We start from the raw sequence: 14,292 nt of genomic DNA, 5'->3' as shown, positions 1-14,292 counted from the left end.
GATAAGGATATTATTTACAATTTTAATTAAATAAATGAAAAAGAGGGAAGACATGAAGCTTCAAAATCGAGTGAGGGAATTTCGAGCAAAGCATCGTTTATCACAAGGGGATTTAGGGAAAGCGATTGGCTCATCACGGCAAACCATTAGTTTAATTGAGCGCGGAGATTATGCACCATCTATTGTGTTATCGCTAAAAATCGCACAAATTTTTGGAGCGCCGGTGGAGGAGATATTTATGTTGGTGGAGGGGGAAGAGGACGATGAAGATGAAGAGTAAACGAAGAAAACAATTTGATTTTGTGGGGAAAATAGCATTAAGTATGATGGGTGGCTTTTTAACATCTTATATAGCTTTAAATTTACTCTCGAATGAACCGAGAAAATTATCATCTAATACATTTATAGGTGTATGTACTATTTTTGGAATCTTAATGATGTACTACACTTGGAAGAATACACGTATGTTAGCGGAGGCACGCGATGAAGAAGAGAGCGTACAAGGCAGAAAATTAGGCATTATAAGTATATATTTACGTGTAGGTGATATAGTTACGCAGGCATGGTTTGTATATGCAGTTATTACATGTAGACGTGCACTGTTACAGGATACAAATGTGTCATTTGCAGTGTGGAATTTAGTAGCTTCTATTGTCTGTTTAACTATTGTAGTGGTTATCGGGCTCATAACAAAAAATCGTTATAATAAGCTATATCCTGAACAAGGTGTAACATATATGGAATCTATGAAAATGTGGACGAAAAACGCAGATGAAGGATTAAAGCACATTGTGCATGAGGCTGGATATAAAGCATATGAATTTACGAATACAATATTGGCATATGTATGGTGGGCTGCCGTTATATATACAGCGGCTAGTGATATCGATTTTGTATTAATTGGCTTAATCTCATTTATTTGGATATTGCATCTCGGAAAATTCATGTACGAAATGCAGAGAAAAATGATTTATTAAGGGGAGAAAAAGGTGGATATTTTAAGAAGGCCAGCTGGTTCCATGACGGCGGCGCTAGTTCTGTCCATTTTATACGGAGTAATTCGAACTGGGAAATTAGAAGTAATGTTGAATATATGGGCAGTATTTGGAATTGTATTATTAGTGTTAGCCATTCATGAGCTAGGGCACGTAGTATTTGGTTTGATAGGTGGTTTGAATTTTAAATTTATGACAGTAGGACCTATCACTGTTCAAAAAGAAAAGGGGAAATTACGCATTCGAGAAAATAAATTATGGGCGTACTTTGGTGGTGTGGTGATGTTAGCACCGTCTTCTATAGAGACACCGAACCTTTCAAAGAAATGGGCGTGGATGACTTTAGGCGGACCAATTATGAGTTTATTATTCGGTATTACTTCAGGTTACATATACATGGTGAGCTATTATCAATATCTTTTATATTTTTCCGTTTTCCACTTTGTGATTTTTGCAGTTACAATTGTGCCGATAAAAGGAACGCTTCTGAGTGATGGCATGCAATTTCTCATTTTAATTAAAGATGATGAAAAAGCTAAGCAGCATTTATATACGATTCAAATATCGAGTGAGTTATTTAGTTATAAAAGACCGAAAGATTGGGATGAGAGATTAGTAGAACTTAGTGAGGAAAAATTAAAAGAGGATAAAAGTATAAGAGAGATAATGAGCGGACTTATGCTCGTCTTTTATGCCCGAGCTGATCAAAAGGGAATGGAAAGAGCGATACCGTATATAGAACAAATTGTTCAGCTATCTGTAACGAAGGAAAATAAATTTTTCGTTGGTAGTTTTCATAGTTGGTATCTTTTATATAAAGCTCTTTATCAGACGGATAGCCTTTCTCTGCAAGAAGCAAAGGAACATGCAAAGGCCATTACCAAAATGGATTTAAACGGATATTACCGTACACAAGGAATTATTAAATATTTAGAGGACGATATGGAAGCTTCCCGCATTTATATGAAGAAAGCTGATAAAGAATTGGAGAGTGCTGAGAAGAGTGGAATGGGATATTTACAAGTAGAGAGAGAATGGTTTGAGCAGCTACAGGCGAGGGTATCTTACGATGGGTGAGGTATCCTCTTTTTTATATGTCATCTTATTCGATTTCATAAAAAACGAAGTACAGGTAGAATAAAAGAGATAGGAGGAGATACATATGGAAATTTTATCGATTATTTTGATAGTCTTGCTCATTTATGCTGTTTTTAAAGTGGCGTATGTAGCATTAAAGATACTCGCGATCCTATTAATTATCTTTTTAATCGTTGAGTTCGGCAGTAAGTTACTTGGGGGATAGGCATGTTGTGCGTTTTGAGTGTCGAACCGTCGATATAATGAAAAAATCGCTGATATAAGTGGAGAAACGATCGATATATTTTAAAAATCGTTGATATATTTAATTGAATACTAAGTGGGGTATATGGGAAAGAAGTTGCCGTGGGGGTAACTTCTTTTTATTTTGGTGATGGGGTATGAACAGGAAAGAACAGTAAACAAAAAAGCTGGAAGAATATCTTCCAGCTTACGAGTTACTTTCAATTTGACGACCATTTTCTTCTTCAGTGTCCTGTAATAGATTGAATACGTCTGCTAGGCAGAATGCGATAAACCAAGTCCATAGACCGTGGAAGAAAGCTGAGCTTAATTGAAGTGGTAATGTATAGTTTGTCATTGAGTAGGAAATACATCCACCAACGATTCCGATCATTGTTAATAACATTGTTTTTTGAGCATTTTCTTCTGGATTGAAGAGGAAGAAAATGTATCCGCCTAAAATTGAAGCGCTTACAAGGGTTTCGATTCCATTAAAAATGATATTCTCTCCAAGCTCTGTGTTTGTCCAGAAACAGATCACGCCGCCGACGATCGCAAATAGGACAGCTAGTGTGTATCGTATATATTGATTCATATGTTCATCTCCTTATGTAATAAGATGATTTGGAAGTCAAAAAGGTAGGTATAGTATATTGAAGTGAATTTTAGTTGTACGTATCTTTTATAAAAAGATCAGTGAAGAATAACTAAGATGATCGGTTTTTTTTAAACCGTTACGTGTATGGTGTCTGAAATATACCCGACTGCTCGTTTCTTTTTGCTTATAAAAATAAGAGAAACTTCCAAGTCTATATACTCTTTTTTGTAAGTCTAGTTTTATTATAACATATTTAGTGATACAATAATAGAATTATCTGATTTTGTAATAAGTGTAAAAAATAAAAAACGCAAGGAATTGTAGTTCCTTGCGCTTTTTTATATACGTTTGAAACGGCCGACAATTTCAACTGTTTCAGTAATGTTCATAAATGCTTTATTATCCACTTGGCGGATAATACGTTTCATTTCGCCCAACTCGTAGCGAGTTACGACAGTGTAAATCATTTTTTTCTTATGGTTTGTATAGCCGCCGACAGCATCTACCATTGTTACGCCACGTATGCCGTGATGTAATAGTGAGCTTTTTATTTCCTCACCTTTTTCTGTAATTGTCATTATCGTTAATTTAATATGTTTTGTATGCACGGCATCAATTACTTTGCTGACTACAAACCGACTAATTAACGTATAAAGCGTAATATCCCATCCGAAAATAAATCCTGCTGCAACAAGTAAGATTAAGTTGAATCCAAAGATGATTGCTCCAATTGAAACATCGCGATGTTTCGCTACAATCAATCCAACAACATCAAAACCACCTGTTGAAGAAGCAAATCGGAATATGATTCCTGAGGCAGCACCGCAGATGACACCACCGAATACAGAAGACAGTAAAATATCGTCTGAAACTTGGTGTACTGGGATAATGTTCATCGCTAAAGATGATACAGCCACAAAGTATGCCGTTAAAAAGGTTGTCTTCTTTCCTAAGTAAAAGTGACTTAAAATAAGAAGCGGAATGTTTAGTAAAAAGATAAGTGCTCCGATATTGTAGTGCATTAAATAACCGATAATCATCCCTACACCAGCGAACCCACCGCTAATCATATTATGCGGGATAAAAAACATATTCATAGAAATTGCATACAAAATAGAAGCTATAAAAATAACAACTAACTGTATGATGAATTCTAAATGAAATGTTTTAGCTGCTGGGAAGGATAAAAAGGCGGTGTCGGGAACGTAATCGGCGTCTCCTAGTTGACCCATAGTATGTTTCATCTCCATATTCATTTTTGATTACAAGAAGAGAATAAAGCTTTTTTCAAAAACTGGCAATAGTTTTATTATAATGCAAAAATTTTATAAATTTCTAACAAATTAAACCTATTCAAAGATACGTGTGAATATACTAAAGAAAGCGAATACATTGGTTTTCTAGCATAATTTTTTGAGAAAATATGCAAAAAAACTTTTGAGAACAAAAGGAAATAGAGAATGTTTGCTGAATATGCTAAAATGACTTTATTAAGGATGTGAAGCGATGGAATTTTTATTGCAGGATGCAATTCTATATATATCGTTTGTAACGACAGCGCTTTGTGTATTAGAAGTCTTTTTTCTTGCTAACGTGTCTCGCTTTGTGCGTCAGCAAGCATCGAGCGGTAGACAGAGAGCTTTTAAACTAGTAGATACGTGTGAAGAGGGTACAAGAAATGTACCGCTATTTTCTATTTTTTATAAATATGGAATGATTCGTTCTGTCCGCAGACAAGAATCGAGTGGAGAGAGTGACGAGGTAGGTCCGTATACACCAATGTTTCGCTAATTAATTACGAAACATTGGAGGAATGAACATGTTAAAATCATACCGAGCTAGGCTCATTAGTTTATCATTATTACTTGTTTTTGTTTTATCTGGCTGCAGTAATGCAGGTACAATTGATTCACATAGTACGGGAATTTGGAACCATTATTTCGTATATCCAATCTCATTTATGATTCAATTTGTTGCTCATCATATACCTGGAGCTAGCTTCGGGATTGCCATCATTATCATGACGCTCGTTATTCGTTCAGCAATGATTCCATTAGCTGTTTCACAATATCGTAGCCAAGCGAAAATGAAAAAAATGCAACCTGAATTACAGAAGCTGAAACAGAAATACGGTGATGTGGGTAAAGATCTTGAAAAACAAAAGCAGTATCAAAAAGAAATGTCAGAACTAATGAAATCAGGCGGTTGGAATCCGTTAGCTGGGTGCTGGCCAATCTTTATACAAATGCCGATTTTCTCTGCTTTGTATTATGCGATTAGCCGAACTGAAGAGATTCGTACATCTTCATTTTTATGGGTGAACCTAGGACATGCAGATCCATATCATATATTACCGATTATCGCAGCGTTAACAACATTTATTCAAATGAAGGTGTTCCAATCAAATGTAACGCCTGGAGAACAAGTTCAAATGCTGAAAATACAGCAAATTATGATGCCTGCAATGATTCTATTTATGGGATTTGCGGCGCCATCAGGACTGGTGCTGTATTGGATTACAGGTAACTTATTTACAATGACACAAACAATTGTATTAAGAAAAGTAATGGAACGTGAAGAATTACAATTACAAAAAGCTTAGAAAAACGCCGCTCGTGATGAGCGGTATTTTTTATTTAAATCGTTAAGGAAATTTTAAGAAACCAACATTACTATTGGCATTGTATACGAAAGTGTACATGCTTTAGAAATATGAAGGAGGAAATTTCCTATGAAGAAGAAAACAGTTGGGTATTTAGTAATTGCAGGTGCTCTATCATTTGGAATTGTAGGAGGAGCTGGTATACCAGCGTTTGCGGCAACGAATACTCCAGCAGCTGAGCAAGTTACAAAAGGAACTGCGAAGAAGAATTTAGATGAAGCAACAAAACAAAAAGTAAAAACGATTATGGATGATACAAAGAAACAGTTAGAGGGATTAGGTGTGAAATTCCCAGAGAAGGGTAAGCACAAGGAAATGTTTGCAGGACTAGATGATCAGGCGAAAGAAAAAGCGAAGTCGATTCTAGAGCAAGAAAAATCCGGGAAATTAACTCGCGAACAAGCAAATGAGGAATTAACAAAGCTAGGCGTGAAATTCCCAGAGAAAGGTAAGCACAAAGATATATTCGCGAATTTAGATGAGGCGACAAAAGAAAAAGCGAAGTCCATTTTTGAGCAAGAAAAGTCCGGAGCATTAACGCATGAGCAAGTGAAAGAGAAATTGAAAGAATTAGGCGTAACGCTTCCAGAGAAAGGGAAGCACGGTGACATGTTCGCGGATTTAGATGAGGCGACAAAAGAAAAAGCGGAAGCAATTTTGAAGCAAGAAAAGTCTGGAACACTAACTCGTGAGCAAGCGAAAGCGAAGTTGAAAGAACTAGGTGTGAAATTCCCAGAGAAAGGGAAGCACGGTGATATGTTCGCGAATCTAGATGAGGCGACAAAAGAAAAAGCGAAGTCCATTTTTGAGCAAGAAAAGTCCGGGAAATTAACTCGCGAGCAAGCGAAAGAAGAATTGACAAAACTAGGTGTGAATCTTCCAGAGAAAGGGAAGCATGAAGACATCTTTGCAAACTTAGATGAGGCGACAAAAGAAAAAGCGAAAGCGATTCTAGAAAAGGAAAAGAAACAATTAGCAGATTTAAATGTGGATCTTCCAAATCATAAATTTTTTATGAAAAAAGATGATAAATAATTGAACTATGTAGTATCTTTCGTGTGGGCAACCGAAAGGTACATATGACAAATGTGAGGACCGATTTCTGTAAGCAGAAATCGGTCCCTTTTAATGATTCATTGAAATTCTTTTCATTGTTAGTATGTATCCAAAGATGCAGTAGAAGATTGCAAAACCGATAAACACTTCAGTATATTGGTATTTACCTAATACGTAGAAGGAAGCAGCAGCTATAATAGCTACCGCTAAAATGCTATAACCAGGATACTTATATCGATACATGATAGCGAATATAAAAGAAAGAACCGTAGCGATGATACAAAAAATAGCAATCATTATTAGTACACCTCCTACATGAATTATACCATTTTTAGGGAATTAGAGAAGTGTCGGAACTTCTGTTATAATATAAGGAGAGAAATGTTTCTTATGTTATATAAAAAATATATTGATTTTTTCTAACAATTCAATATAATGGGAAACAACTACAAAATTCGACATCAAGAAGTGATGATGAGGATATGATCAGTTTTTTACGATTATCAGAGAGGGAGGCCTTTGGCTGTGAGCTTCCTAATACGGGAAAATCGATTACCACCTCTGAACTGCAGCAGTGAACGGATATCTAGTAATTGCATGCCGGCAAAAACCGTTATTTAGACTTGAGAAATTGGTGAAGTGTGTCACTTTACTAATTGAAACAAGGGTGGAACCACGAATACAACACTCGTCCCTTTTTTAGGGAGGAGTGTTTTTTTATTTCATTTTTGCATCACACTAGAATTGGAAGGAGGATACGCAGCATGCATCATGATGAGAAAAACAAAATTGGTTTAACAGTAGCACTTTCTATCGTAGTAGGAACTATTATTGGGTCTGGTGTGTTTATGAAACCAGGGAGCGTATTAGATTACTCAGGGAGTTCTAATATGGCTATTCTTGCTTGGGTAATTGGTGGTCTGTTGACGTTAGCAAGTGGTTTAACAGTAGCCGAAATTGGAGCGCAAATTCCGAAAAATGGTGGGTTGTATACGTATTTAGAGGAGATTTACGGAAGTTTTTGGGGGTATTTATCTGGCTGGATGCAAACAATTGTTTATGGACCAGCTATTATTGGAACGTTAGGTTTGTATTTTAGTTCTTTAATGATCAATTTTTTCTATTTAGATAAAGTCTGGAATTTACCAATCGCAATTGGAACAGTTGTGTTCCTAGGCGTTATAAATAGTTTGGGAACAAAATATGGGGGCATCGTCCAAACGGTTACGACAGTTGGGAAGATGATTCCAATTATATTAATTGTTGTGCTAGGGTTTTGGAAAGGGAATAGTGATATCTTCAACGTAGTTGTACCGATATCAGAGAATCAAAGTATCGGGATGGCAATTTTAGCAACTTTATTTGCCTATGATGGCTGGATTTTGCTTGCTTCTATTGGCGGAGAAATGAAGAATCCAACAAAGTTATTACCGAAGGCAATGACAGTTGGGATTTTAATTGTAACAGCTGCTTACGTATTAATTAACTTAGCGTTACTAAATGTATTACCAGCAGCGAAAATTGTAGCCCTTGGAGAAAACGCAACGGCGACAGCTGCGGGAATGTTACTTGGAGAATATGGCGGGAAAATTATTAGTATCGGTATTATCATTTCTATTTTCGGTTGTTTAAATGGAAAGATTTTAACATTCCCACGTATTCCGATGTCGATGGCAGAGCGTGGACACCTTCCGTTTTCTAAGTTTATTGCAAAAGAAAATTCGAGATTTAAAACACCAGCGAATGCGATTACTGTTGAAATCATATTAGGAATTATTTTAATGATTATTAGTGATCCGAATAAGCTATCCGAGATTTCCGTATTCATTATTTATATTTTCTATGTAATGACATTTATAGGTGTCTTCATTTTAAGAAAACGTAACAAGAATAAAGAGCGTGCATACAGTGTACCGTTATTCCCAATCGTACCAATCGTCGCGATTTTAGGATCATTGTTTGTACTTGGAAGTGCGATTATTAACGATCCGGTAAGCTGCTTCTTATCAATTGGAATTGTATTTACTGGACTTCCGGTATATTGGTACTTAAATAAGAAGAAAGAAACTGGAGTTTAATGATTGAAGGGCAGGCGTATTATACGCCTGCTTTTTTGCTGTAAAAAAATTTGTACTTGCGTCCACTTTCTCTTTTGGTTACTATAATGGTAGTAACCAAAAGAGAAAGTGTGGGGAAAGGCTTGAATTTTCGTGTATATATTTTAGCTATTGCGGCTTTCGTAGTCGGAACGGTTGAGCTAATTATAGGAGGAACGCTTGATTTAGTTGCTAATGATTTAGGTGTGTCGATTAGTGCAGCTGGTCAGCTTATTACAATATTTTCAGTAGTATTCGCTCTATCGGGGCCAGTTTTATTAGCATTAACAGGCAAGTTTGAAAGAAAGAAATTGTATGTTGTGGCATTATCAATTTTCTTAATTGGAAATATCATTTCGGCATTTAGTGTGAATTACGAGATGTTAATGTTCTCGAGAGTAATTTGTGCAGCGAGTGGATCGCTTATTATTGCACTATCGGTAACACTTGCTTCTAGTGTAGTAGAGCCGCATTTCCGTGCGCGTGCAATTGGAATCATTTTCATGGGTATTAGTGGATCACTCGTACTTGGAGTACCGCTAGGTCTTGTGCTCGGAAATGCATATGGATGGCGTGCACCATTTGTATTAATTTCAATATTAACGGTTATGGCGATTGCTTGTATTTCGTTGTTCTTAACGAAAGTACCAGCGACATCGGTATTATCATTAAGAGAACAAATTGCTACGTTAAAGGATAAAAAAATTGTAAGTGCACAGTTAACATCATTTTTATTTTTAACAGGTCATTTAACGCTATACGCATATTTAACGCCGTTTCTAAAAGATGTGATGCATGTTGAAGCAAATTGGATTAGTGTGTTTTACTTCATTTTCGGAATTGCAGCGGTACTTGGAGGTGGCCTTGGCGGCTGGCTTGCTGATAAATGGGGATCGAAGAAAAGTATTATTTCCATCATTATCGTATTTGCATGTGCAATCTTTATGTTGCCGATGATGACATTCTCATTCCCGCTCTTCATTATTATGATGGGGCTTTGGAGTATGCTGAGCTGGGCAATTTCGCCAGCACAGCAAAACTATTTAATTGAAATTGCACCAGAATCAGCTGGTATTCAGCAAGGTTTAAATAACTCTGCACTTCATTTAGGAATTGCGCTCGGTTCAACAGTGGGCGGAGTTGTTATTGAAAAATCATCTGTTATATATAACGCTTGGGTAGGCGGCGTTTTTATTATATTGGCGCTGCTTTGTGCGATTTTCTCTATTACGAGAGGACGCTCGAATCAGCTTACGAAAGAAGAATCTATCGTTTGATAGGTTCTTTTTTTTGTGTAAAAAAATGCAGGGGTTAGTAGAGAAATGGAGAAGGGAGTATATAGCGAGGTGATAGTATATGGAGTCTAATTTTTCAATTATTGGTTTTCTAATTTCTTTAGTCCCATTATTTCTTATTATTTTTGTATTTAGATGGATTCGTTTCATCTATCAAAATTCTGAGAAACAAGTAGAGCAAAATGAGAAGATTATTGAGCTTTTGATGGAGATAAAGGAGCAAAAAAAATCGTAAAATGAACGTTCTGTATTTACAAATCAAAACCATCCGAAAAACCAACTACATAAAATTAAATTAGCGAAAGCGTAAAAAAGAGCTGTACCAAATGAGTATGTAAAACTCCGCTTGGTACAGCTTTTTTTGTATGAAAAATTATATTATCTATTCAAATGGTAGAATCGATTTTTGGATTTGTTAATACCTCAACTTCATCAACAATTCCTTAATTTCCTCATCCTGCATAAAGAGATCATGGTGCTTCTCTGTAATCTTCGCAAGTGCAACGTCATGATAGAAGAACTCCGTAAAGAACTTCACGAAAGGTTGTGACATTGTTTTCATCGCTTGCCATGATTCTTGCTCTACACCAGCAAATAAAATTTCACTATCGTCAACGATGAGTAGTAAATAACGCTCTAATGCGTTAGGTTCTTGAGCTGGGATTAAAAAATGCATGTTTTCTAAGTCAGTTTCCACTTTTCCAACTATGAGGGACTCGACTTGGACGCCTTGTTTTGCTTTTTGTTCTAGTAAAGGAAGATATTCTAAAAGGGTATCGTTCCATGCGGAGATGCGTATGGATTCTTTCGCATCTTCTACAAGTTGCCTACTTTGTACTTTAATAGAAGACTGCATTTTTAAACTCCAAACGCGGTCATCTGTAAATGATTTTTTAGAAATATTATTTTCAAGTTCTTTAATATTAGATTGGAATTCTGTCGTTAACTTTTCAATTGCTAGCTTGAGTGGTAATGCTGTATACAATTTTTTCTTTTCAGAAACAGAATCCATTACCATCCCTTTATCAATGAGTCGTGCTAACACTTCGTATATTTTTGCTTTTGGAACACCTGAATGTTTAACGATAGTTGTTGCATCTAATGGGTCATTGCTTGATACGACAACTTCATAAGCTTGGCTTTCATATTGTGAGAAACCGAATTTTTGTAGCATAGTTCCCTCCGAACGAATGAGATTATATGTTAAGGATAATGAACTATTTGTTTTTACACAAGTGTTGAGATAACAAGTAAGTTGATTGAAATGAGAATAAATTTCAATTTTTTAAACTATATGGATTGAGCTTTCTTATTTATCTATTATACTTAATATAGTGATTAATACGATTAAATTTTACCGAGAAGGGGATGCTTGAGGGAATATGTTGAGAAGTTTACGTTTAAAAATTGCAGTAGTATTTTCGGTACTTATTTCTATGATGTTCGTAATATTAGGTACAGCTATGTATCAATTACAGAAAGAAAAGGAAGTGCGTTCCTTAGACCAGTATTCTCAAAATACGATGGACCTTGTGACAGAGCAACTTACGACATTTGTTCAAAGAACTGATGAAGATATGGGGTATTACGCGAACAGTGAGATGATTCGTAATATGATTCAAGATGGGGTTACTCCAGAAGAGGAAGCGTTTTTAACGAAAGAGTTTGCAGAGTATAAAAAGAATCATCCCGGTATTTTAGATTTATATATTGGTACGAAAGATAAAAAAACATTAAGTGCCAATCTTGCTGAAGGTGGGCAAGTGCCAGAAGGATATGATCCAACGACAAGAACGTGGTATAAAGATTCAGAGGCTGATGTGAAAAGGGTTCATTGGGGACAACCTTCTTATGAAATTGCGACAGGAAAGTTAAGTGTAGGGGTTTCTAAAGCAATTACAGCTCAAGATGGATCTGTATTAGGCGTTGTTGCGATGGATGTATCGCTCGGAACAATTCAGAAATTGCTTCACAATATTCAATACAATAATGACGGAGAAATGTTTATTATAAATGATAAAAATATGGCTCTTGTTTATCCAGAAAAAGTAGGGAAAGATGTTTCTAAAGAGCCACTTATGAAGAGTTTAAATAAAGAGGTAACAAAATATGCTGTCACTACATTAAAAGGTGAAGATGTAGTTGTTTATAGTCAGTCATTTGATGCGATGAAATGGAAGATAGGAATCTTTTATCCGAAACAAACGATTGATGGATTGTTAAGTAGTACGAGAAATACAGTTATTATAATGGCGTGTATTAGTTTATTAGTTGGAATAGTAGCATCATATTTATTCTCAAGAAGATTAGCAAGACCATTACAACTATTAACAAATCACGTTCAAAAAGTAGCGGAAGGTGATTTAACACTACAAATGAAGGTGACAAGTAAAGATGAGGTTGGTATGCTTACGACCCACTTTAATGATATGGTTGAGCAAATGAATGAAATGGTAAGTAAAATTAAAAATAGTGTATCGACAGTACAGAAATCGACTCACAATCTGCATTATTTAACGAATGAAACTGTAGCAGCTAGTAGAGCAGTTTCAGGTGCAATGGATGATGTGAGCGGAGGCGCGTCTACTCTTGCTAATAGTGTAGATGAAGTTTCAGAACAGCTCGAGAATATGGCGCAGTCAGTGGAACAAATGAATAACTCCGTTGGTGAAATAAAAGGAGTGGCTGGCAAAGCTGAAGAGGCATCTAAGCAAGGATTAAATACGATGCGTAATTTAGTTCGTACAAGAGAACAATCATCTTCTATCGTTGTTCATACGGAAGAAGCGTCCGGTAAGTTAGAGCAAAGGGTTGGATCGATTCAAAATGTGGTAGAACTTATAAAAGGTCTTTCGGATCAAACGAATTTACTGGCTTTAAACGCTTCAATTGAAGCAGCACGTGCAGGTGAGCAAGGTAAGGGCTTTGCTGTTGTTGCTGAAGAGGTTCGGAAATTAGCTGAACAATCAAAAGAGGCAACGGGTGAGATTACAATAATGATTAGCGATGTGCAGTTAGAAGTAAAACGAGTTGTAGAAGTTGTAAGTAAATTGAAAGACATTGCGGATATACAAAATAAAGTTACGACAGAGGCGGAGACAGAATTCCGCACAATTATGTCAGTTGTAAATACTATTAGTACCTCAGTTGAAAAAATTGTAGAAGAGGTAAATAACATAGGTCACGAGCAAGAAGAAATTACAGAAGTTATGCAAACAATTGCTAGCACGAGTCAAGAGAGTGCAGCTGTTTCTGAAGAGGTAAATGCAGCAACTGAGTCACAAGTGAATCATTTAGAAAAAGTAGCTCATACGATGGAAAGTTTGACAGAGAATATGCAGGACTTAGAAAGATTGGTTGAGCAGTTTAAAGTAGAAGAGTAACGTATTAGTAAAATGATGAGAATTTCGGTAAAATAGACAATGGATATATAAGAAGCAGTAATAGGAGGAAGATTATTATGGCAATTGTTGATGTATCGATTATTCCAGTAGGAACAGGTAATCCAAGTGTTAGTGAATATGTAGCAGAAGTACAAAAGGTACTAGAGAAAAATGCTGATCGCGTGAAGTATCAATTAACACCGATGAATACAGTAATTGAAGGAGATCTTCCTGTCATTTTAGAAGTCATTCAACAAATGCATGAAGTTCCATACACGAAAGGTGCACAGCGCGTTGCGACAACAATTCGTATCGATGATCGCCGTGATAAAGTAAGTACGATGGAGAAGAAATTAAACTCTGTTCAATCAAAATTATAAGAAAAAGCAGCGATCTTCGCTGCTTTTTTCATATAGGAGGAAAATAAGATGAGTGAAAAGTTTAATGAGCAGTTTGATGGCTTGCTAGAGAAATACACGGAACTATTACTTGGAGAGAGCAACGAAGAGCGAAAAGAGCAGGTACAGAAATGGGCACTTTATTCTTATATGGCTAAGACGATGCCAGCTTTAGTGAAACATTGGAATGAGACGTATCCAGATGCAAAAGAAGAGATGGTACAGTTAATTACGAATATTAAAAAGCTGAATGATGAGAAGCGAAATGAGAAGTAAGAAGGCTTGAGATAATGTTACCTCAAGTTTTTGTTATTAATATCCTTATATAATTTACATGAAATATAAATGGTTTTGTGAGCATGTCGAATATTTTCGGCATGCTCATTTTTTCCCTAGTAAACCCGTTTTTTCTGAATGTCGAAAAATAGTTTCTTCATATTTACAAACGAGAATATAGAGTTTTAAATGTTTTGATAGTATTTTATAAAT

At 35.9% G+C, this 14,292-nt stretch carries 16 protein-coding genes and 1 other annotated feature; of the genes, 12 read left to right on the top strand and 4 right to left on the bottom strand.

The window, feature by feature from the left end:
* The first annotated feature begins 52 nt into the window (after positions 1–52).
* From AB3X49_RS10035 to AB3X49_RS10020, 4 genes are all read left to right on the top strand, one after another.
* Positions 53–280: a helix-turn-helix transcriptional regulator gene (locus AB3X49_RS10035; RefSeq protein WP_002129813.1), complete on the top strand. Its 228-nt coding sequence runs from the start codon at positions 53–55 to the stop codon at positions 278–280.
* The gene (locus AB3X49_RS10030; protein WP_061673864.1) at positions 270–977 is read left to right on the top strand and encodes a DUF3169 family protein; all 708 of its coding nucleotides are present in this window, start codon (positions 270–272) and stop codon (positions 975–977) included. The genes AB3X49_RS10035 and AB3X49_RS10030 overlap by 11 nt, the downstream gene beginning before the upstream one ends.
* Before the next feature lie 42 nt (positions 978–1,019).
* Positions 1,020–2,072: a site-2 protease family protein gene (locus AB3X49_RS10025; RefSeq protein ID WP_002129811.1), complete on the top strand. Its 1,053-nt coding sequence runs from the start codon at positions 1,020–1,022 to the stop codon at positions 2,070–2,072.
* An 85-nt stretch (positions 2,073–2,157) separates the two neighbouring features.
* Positions 2,158–2,298: a DUF3985 family protein gene (locus AB3X49_RS10020; RefSeq protein ID WP_000404757.1), complete on the top strand. Its 141-nt coding sequence runs from the start codon at positions 2,158–2,160 to the stop codon at positions 2,296–2,298.
* Between the two features lie 225 nt (positions 2,299–2,523).
* Here AB3X49_RS10020 and AB3X49_RS10015 read toward each other — a convergent pair whose 3' ends face one another.
* Both AB3X49_RS10015 and AB3X49_RS10010 read right to left on the bottom strand, forming a co-directional pair.
* Positions 2,524–2,910: a DUF3938 domain-containing protein gene (locus AB3X49_RS10015; RefSeq protein WP_002034640.1), complete on the bottom strand. Its 387-nt coding sequence runs from the start codon at positions 2,908–2,910 to the stop codon at positions 2,524–2,526.
* A gap of 341 nt (positions 2,911–3,251) precedes the next feature.
* Complete coding sequence (locus AB3X49_RS10010) at positions 3,252–4,145, bottom strand: YitT family protein (RefSeq protein WP_000530031.1); 894 nt, start codon at positions 4,143–4,145, stop codon at positions 3,252–3,254.
* A gap of 274 nt (positions 4,146–4,419) precedes the next feature.
* Here AB3X49_RS10010 and AB3X49_RS10005 point away from each other — a divergent pair, with 274 nt between their 5' ends.
* The 3 genes from AB3X49_RS10005 to AB3X49_RS09995 all read left to right on the top strand — a co-directional run bounded on the left by AB3X49_RS10005 (position 4,420) and on the right by AB3X49_RS09995 (position 6,610).
* The gene (locus tag AB3X49_RS10005) at positions 4,420–4,704 is read left to right on the top strand and encodes a hypothetical protein (protein WP_002015967.1); all 285 of its coding nucleotides are present in this window, start codon (positions 4,420–4,422) and stop codon (positions 4,702–4,704) included.
* Between the two features lie 28 nt (positions 4,705–4,732).
* Positions 4,733–5,515, top strand: a complete 783-nt coding sequence (yidC, locus tag AB3X49_RS10000; protein ID WP_002015966.1) for a membrane protein insertase YidC — start codon at positions 4,733–4,735, stop codon at positions 5,513–5,515.
* Positions 5,516–5,644: 129 nt separating this feature from the next.
* A complete protein-coding gene (locus AB3X49_RS09995; protein WP_367961816.1) occupies positions 5,645–6,610 on the top strand; it encodes a hypothetical protein in 966 nt (321 codons plus the stop codon).
* Positions 6,611–6,700: 90 nt separating this feature from the next.
* Here the strand turns inward: AB3X49_RS09995 and AB3X49_RS09990 are convergent, their stop codons facing one another.
* Positions 6,701–6,928: a hypothetical protein gene (locus tag AB3X49_RS09990; RefSeq protein WP_367961814.1), complete on the bottom strand. Its 228-nt coding sequence runs from the start codon at positions 6,926–6,928 to the stop codon at positions 6,701–6,703.
* Positions 6,929–7,093: 165 nt separating this feature from the next.
* Positions 7,094–7,330: a binding site (T-box leader), on the top strand.
* A gap of 65 nt (positions 7,331–7,395) precedes the next feature.
* Here AB3X49_RS09990 and AB3X49_RS09985 point away from each other — a divergent pair.
* Entirely contained in the window at positions 7,396–8,709 is a 1,314-nt protein-coding gene (locus tag AB3X49_RS09985; RefSeq protein WP_002015963.1) for an APC family permease, read from the top strand.
* A gap of 110 nt (positions 8,710–8,819) precedes the next feature.
* The gene (locus AB3X49_RS09980; protein WP_367961812.1) at positions 8,820–10,004 is read left to right on the top strand and encodes an MFS transporter; all 1,185 of its coding nucleotides are present in this window, start codon (positions 8,820–8,822) and stop codon (positions 10,002–10,004) included.
* A gap of 433 nt (positions 10,005–10,437) precedes the next feature.
* On the opposite strand, the gene AB3X49_RS09975 is transcribed toward AB3X49_RS09980, so the two are convergent.
* Positions 10,438–11,196 (bottom strand): TrmB family transcriptional regulator, encoded by a 759-nt coding sequence (locus AB3X49_RS09975; RefSeq protein ID WP_002143655.1) that lies wholly within the window; start codon positions 11,194–11,196, stop codon positions 10,438–10,440.
* Positions 11,197–11,404: 208 nt separating this feature from the next.
* Between AB3X49_RS09975 and AB3X49_RS09970 the strand changes: the two genes are divergently transcribed.
* From AB3X49_RS09970 to AB3X49_RS09960, 3 genes are all read left to right on the top strand, one after another.
* Positions 11,405–13,405: a methyl-accepting chemotaxis protein gene (locus AB3X49_RS09970; protein ID WP_367961810.1), complete on the top strand. Its 2,001-nt coding sequence runs from the start codon at positions 11,405–11,407 to the stop codon at positions 13,403–13,405.
* Between the two features lie 77 nt (positions 13,406–13,482).
* A complete protein-coding gene (locus tag AB3X49_RS09965; RefSeq protein ID WP_002089423.1) occupies positions 13,483–13,785 on the top strand; it encodes an MTH1187 family thiamine-binding protein in 303 nt (100 codons plus the stop codon).
* 48 nt (positions 13,786–13,833) lie between these two features.
* Positions 13,834–14,079 (top strand): YusU family protein, encoded by a 246-nt coding sequence (locus AB3X49_RS09960; RefSeq protein ID WP_001290599.1) that lies wholly within the window; start codon positions 13,834–13,836, stop codon positions 14,077–14,079.
* Positions 14,080–14,292 lie beyond the last annotated feature (213 nt).

The organism is Bacillus sp. C30, assembly GCF_040838255.1.
Lineage (GTDB): Bacteria > Bacillota > Bacilli > Bacillales > Bacillaceae_G > Bacillus_A > Bacillus_A mycoides.
Note: the sequence above shows the minus strand (reverse complement) of the source record. Positions and strands in the feature narration are given on the sequence as shown.

What these genes read in the sequence shown, in the direction of transcription:
- AB3X49_RS09975 (WP_002143655.1), bottom strand. Translation starts at nt 11,196, where the DNA reads ATGCTACAAAAATTCGGTTTCTCACAATATGAAAGCCAAGCTTATGAA.
- AB3X49_RS09995 (WP_367961816.1), top strand. Translation starts at nt 5,645, where the DNA reads ATGAAGAAGAAAACAGTTGGGTATTTAGTAATTGCAGGTGCTCTATCA.
- AB3X49_RS09960 (WP_001290599.1), top strand. Translation starts at nt 13,834, where the DNA reads ATGAGTGAAAAGTTTAATGAGCAGTTTGATGGCTTGCTAGAGAAATAC.
- AB3X49_RS09965 (WP_002089423.1), top strand. Translation starts at nt 13,483, where the DNA reads ATGGCAATTGTTGATGTATCGATTATTCCAGTAGGAACAGGTAATCCA.
- AB3X49_RS09990 (WP_367961814.1), bottom strand. Translation starts at nt 6,928, where the DNA reads ATGATTGCTATTTTTTGTATCATCGCTACGGTTCTTTCTTTTATATTC.
- AB3X49_RS10030 (WP_061673864.1), top strand. Translation starts at nt 270, where the DNA reads ATGAAGAGTAAACGAAGAAAACAATTTGATTTTGTGGGGAAAATAGCA.
- AB3X49_RS09985 (WP_002015963.1), top strand. Translation starts at nt 7,396, where the DNA reads ATGCATCATGATGAGAAAAACAAAATTGGTTTAACAGTAGCACTTTCT.
- AB3X49_RS10005 (WP_002015967.1), top strand. Translation starts at nt 4,420, where the DNA reads ATGGAATTTTTATTGCAGGATGCAATTCTATATATATCGTTTGTAACG.
- AB3X49_RS09970 (WP_367961810.1), top strand. Translation starts at nt 11,405, where the DNA reads ATGTTGAGAAGTTTACGTTTAAAAATTGCAGTAGTATTTTCGGTACTT.
- yidC (WP_002015966.1), top strand. Translation starts at nt 4,733, where the DNA reads ATGTTAAAATCATACCGAGCTAGGCTCATTAGTTTATCATTATTACTT.
- AB3X49_RS10035 (WP_002129813.1), top strand. Translation starts at nt 53, where the DNA reads ATGAAGCTTCAAAATCGAGTGAGGGAATTTCGAGCAAAGCATCGTTTA.
- AB3X49_RS10020 (WP_000404757.1), top strand. Translation starts at nt 2,158, where the DNA reads ATGGAAATTTTATCGATTATTTTGATAGTCTTGCTCATTTATGCTGTT.
- AB3X49_RS10015 (WP_002034640.1), bottom strand. Translation starts at nt 2,910, where the DNA reads ATGAATCAATATATACGATACACACTAGCTGTCCTATTTGCGATCGTC.
- AB3X49_RS10025 (WP_002129811.1), top strand. Translation starts at nt 1,020, where the DNA reads ATGACGGCGGCGCTAGTTCTGTCCATTTTATACGGAGTAATTCGAACT.
- AB3X49_RS10010 (WP_000530031.1), bottom strand. Translation starts at nt 4,145, where the DNA reads ATGGGTCAACTAGGAGACGCCGATTACGTTCCCGACACCGCCTTTTTA.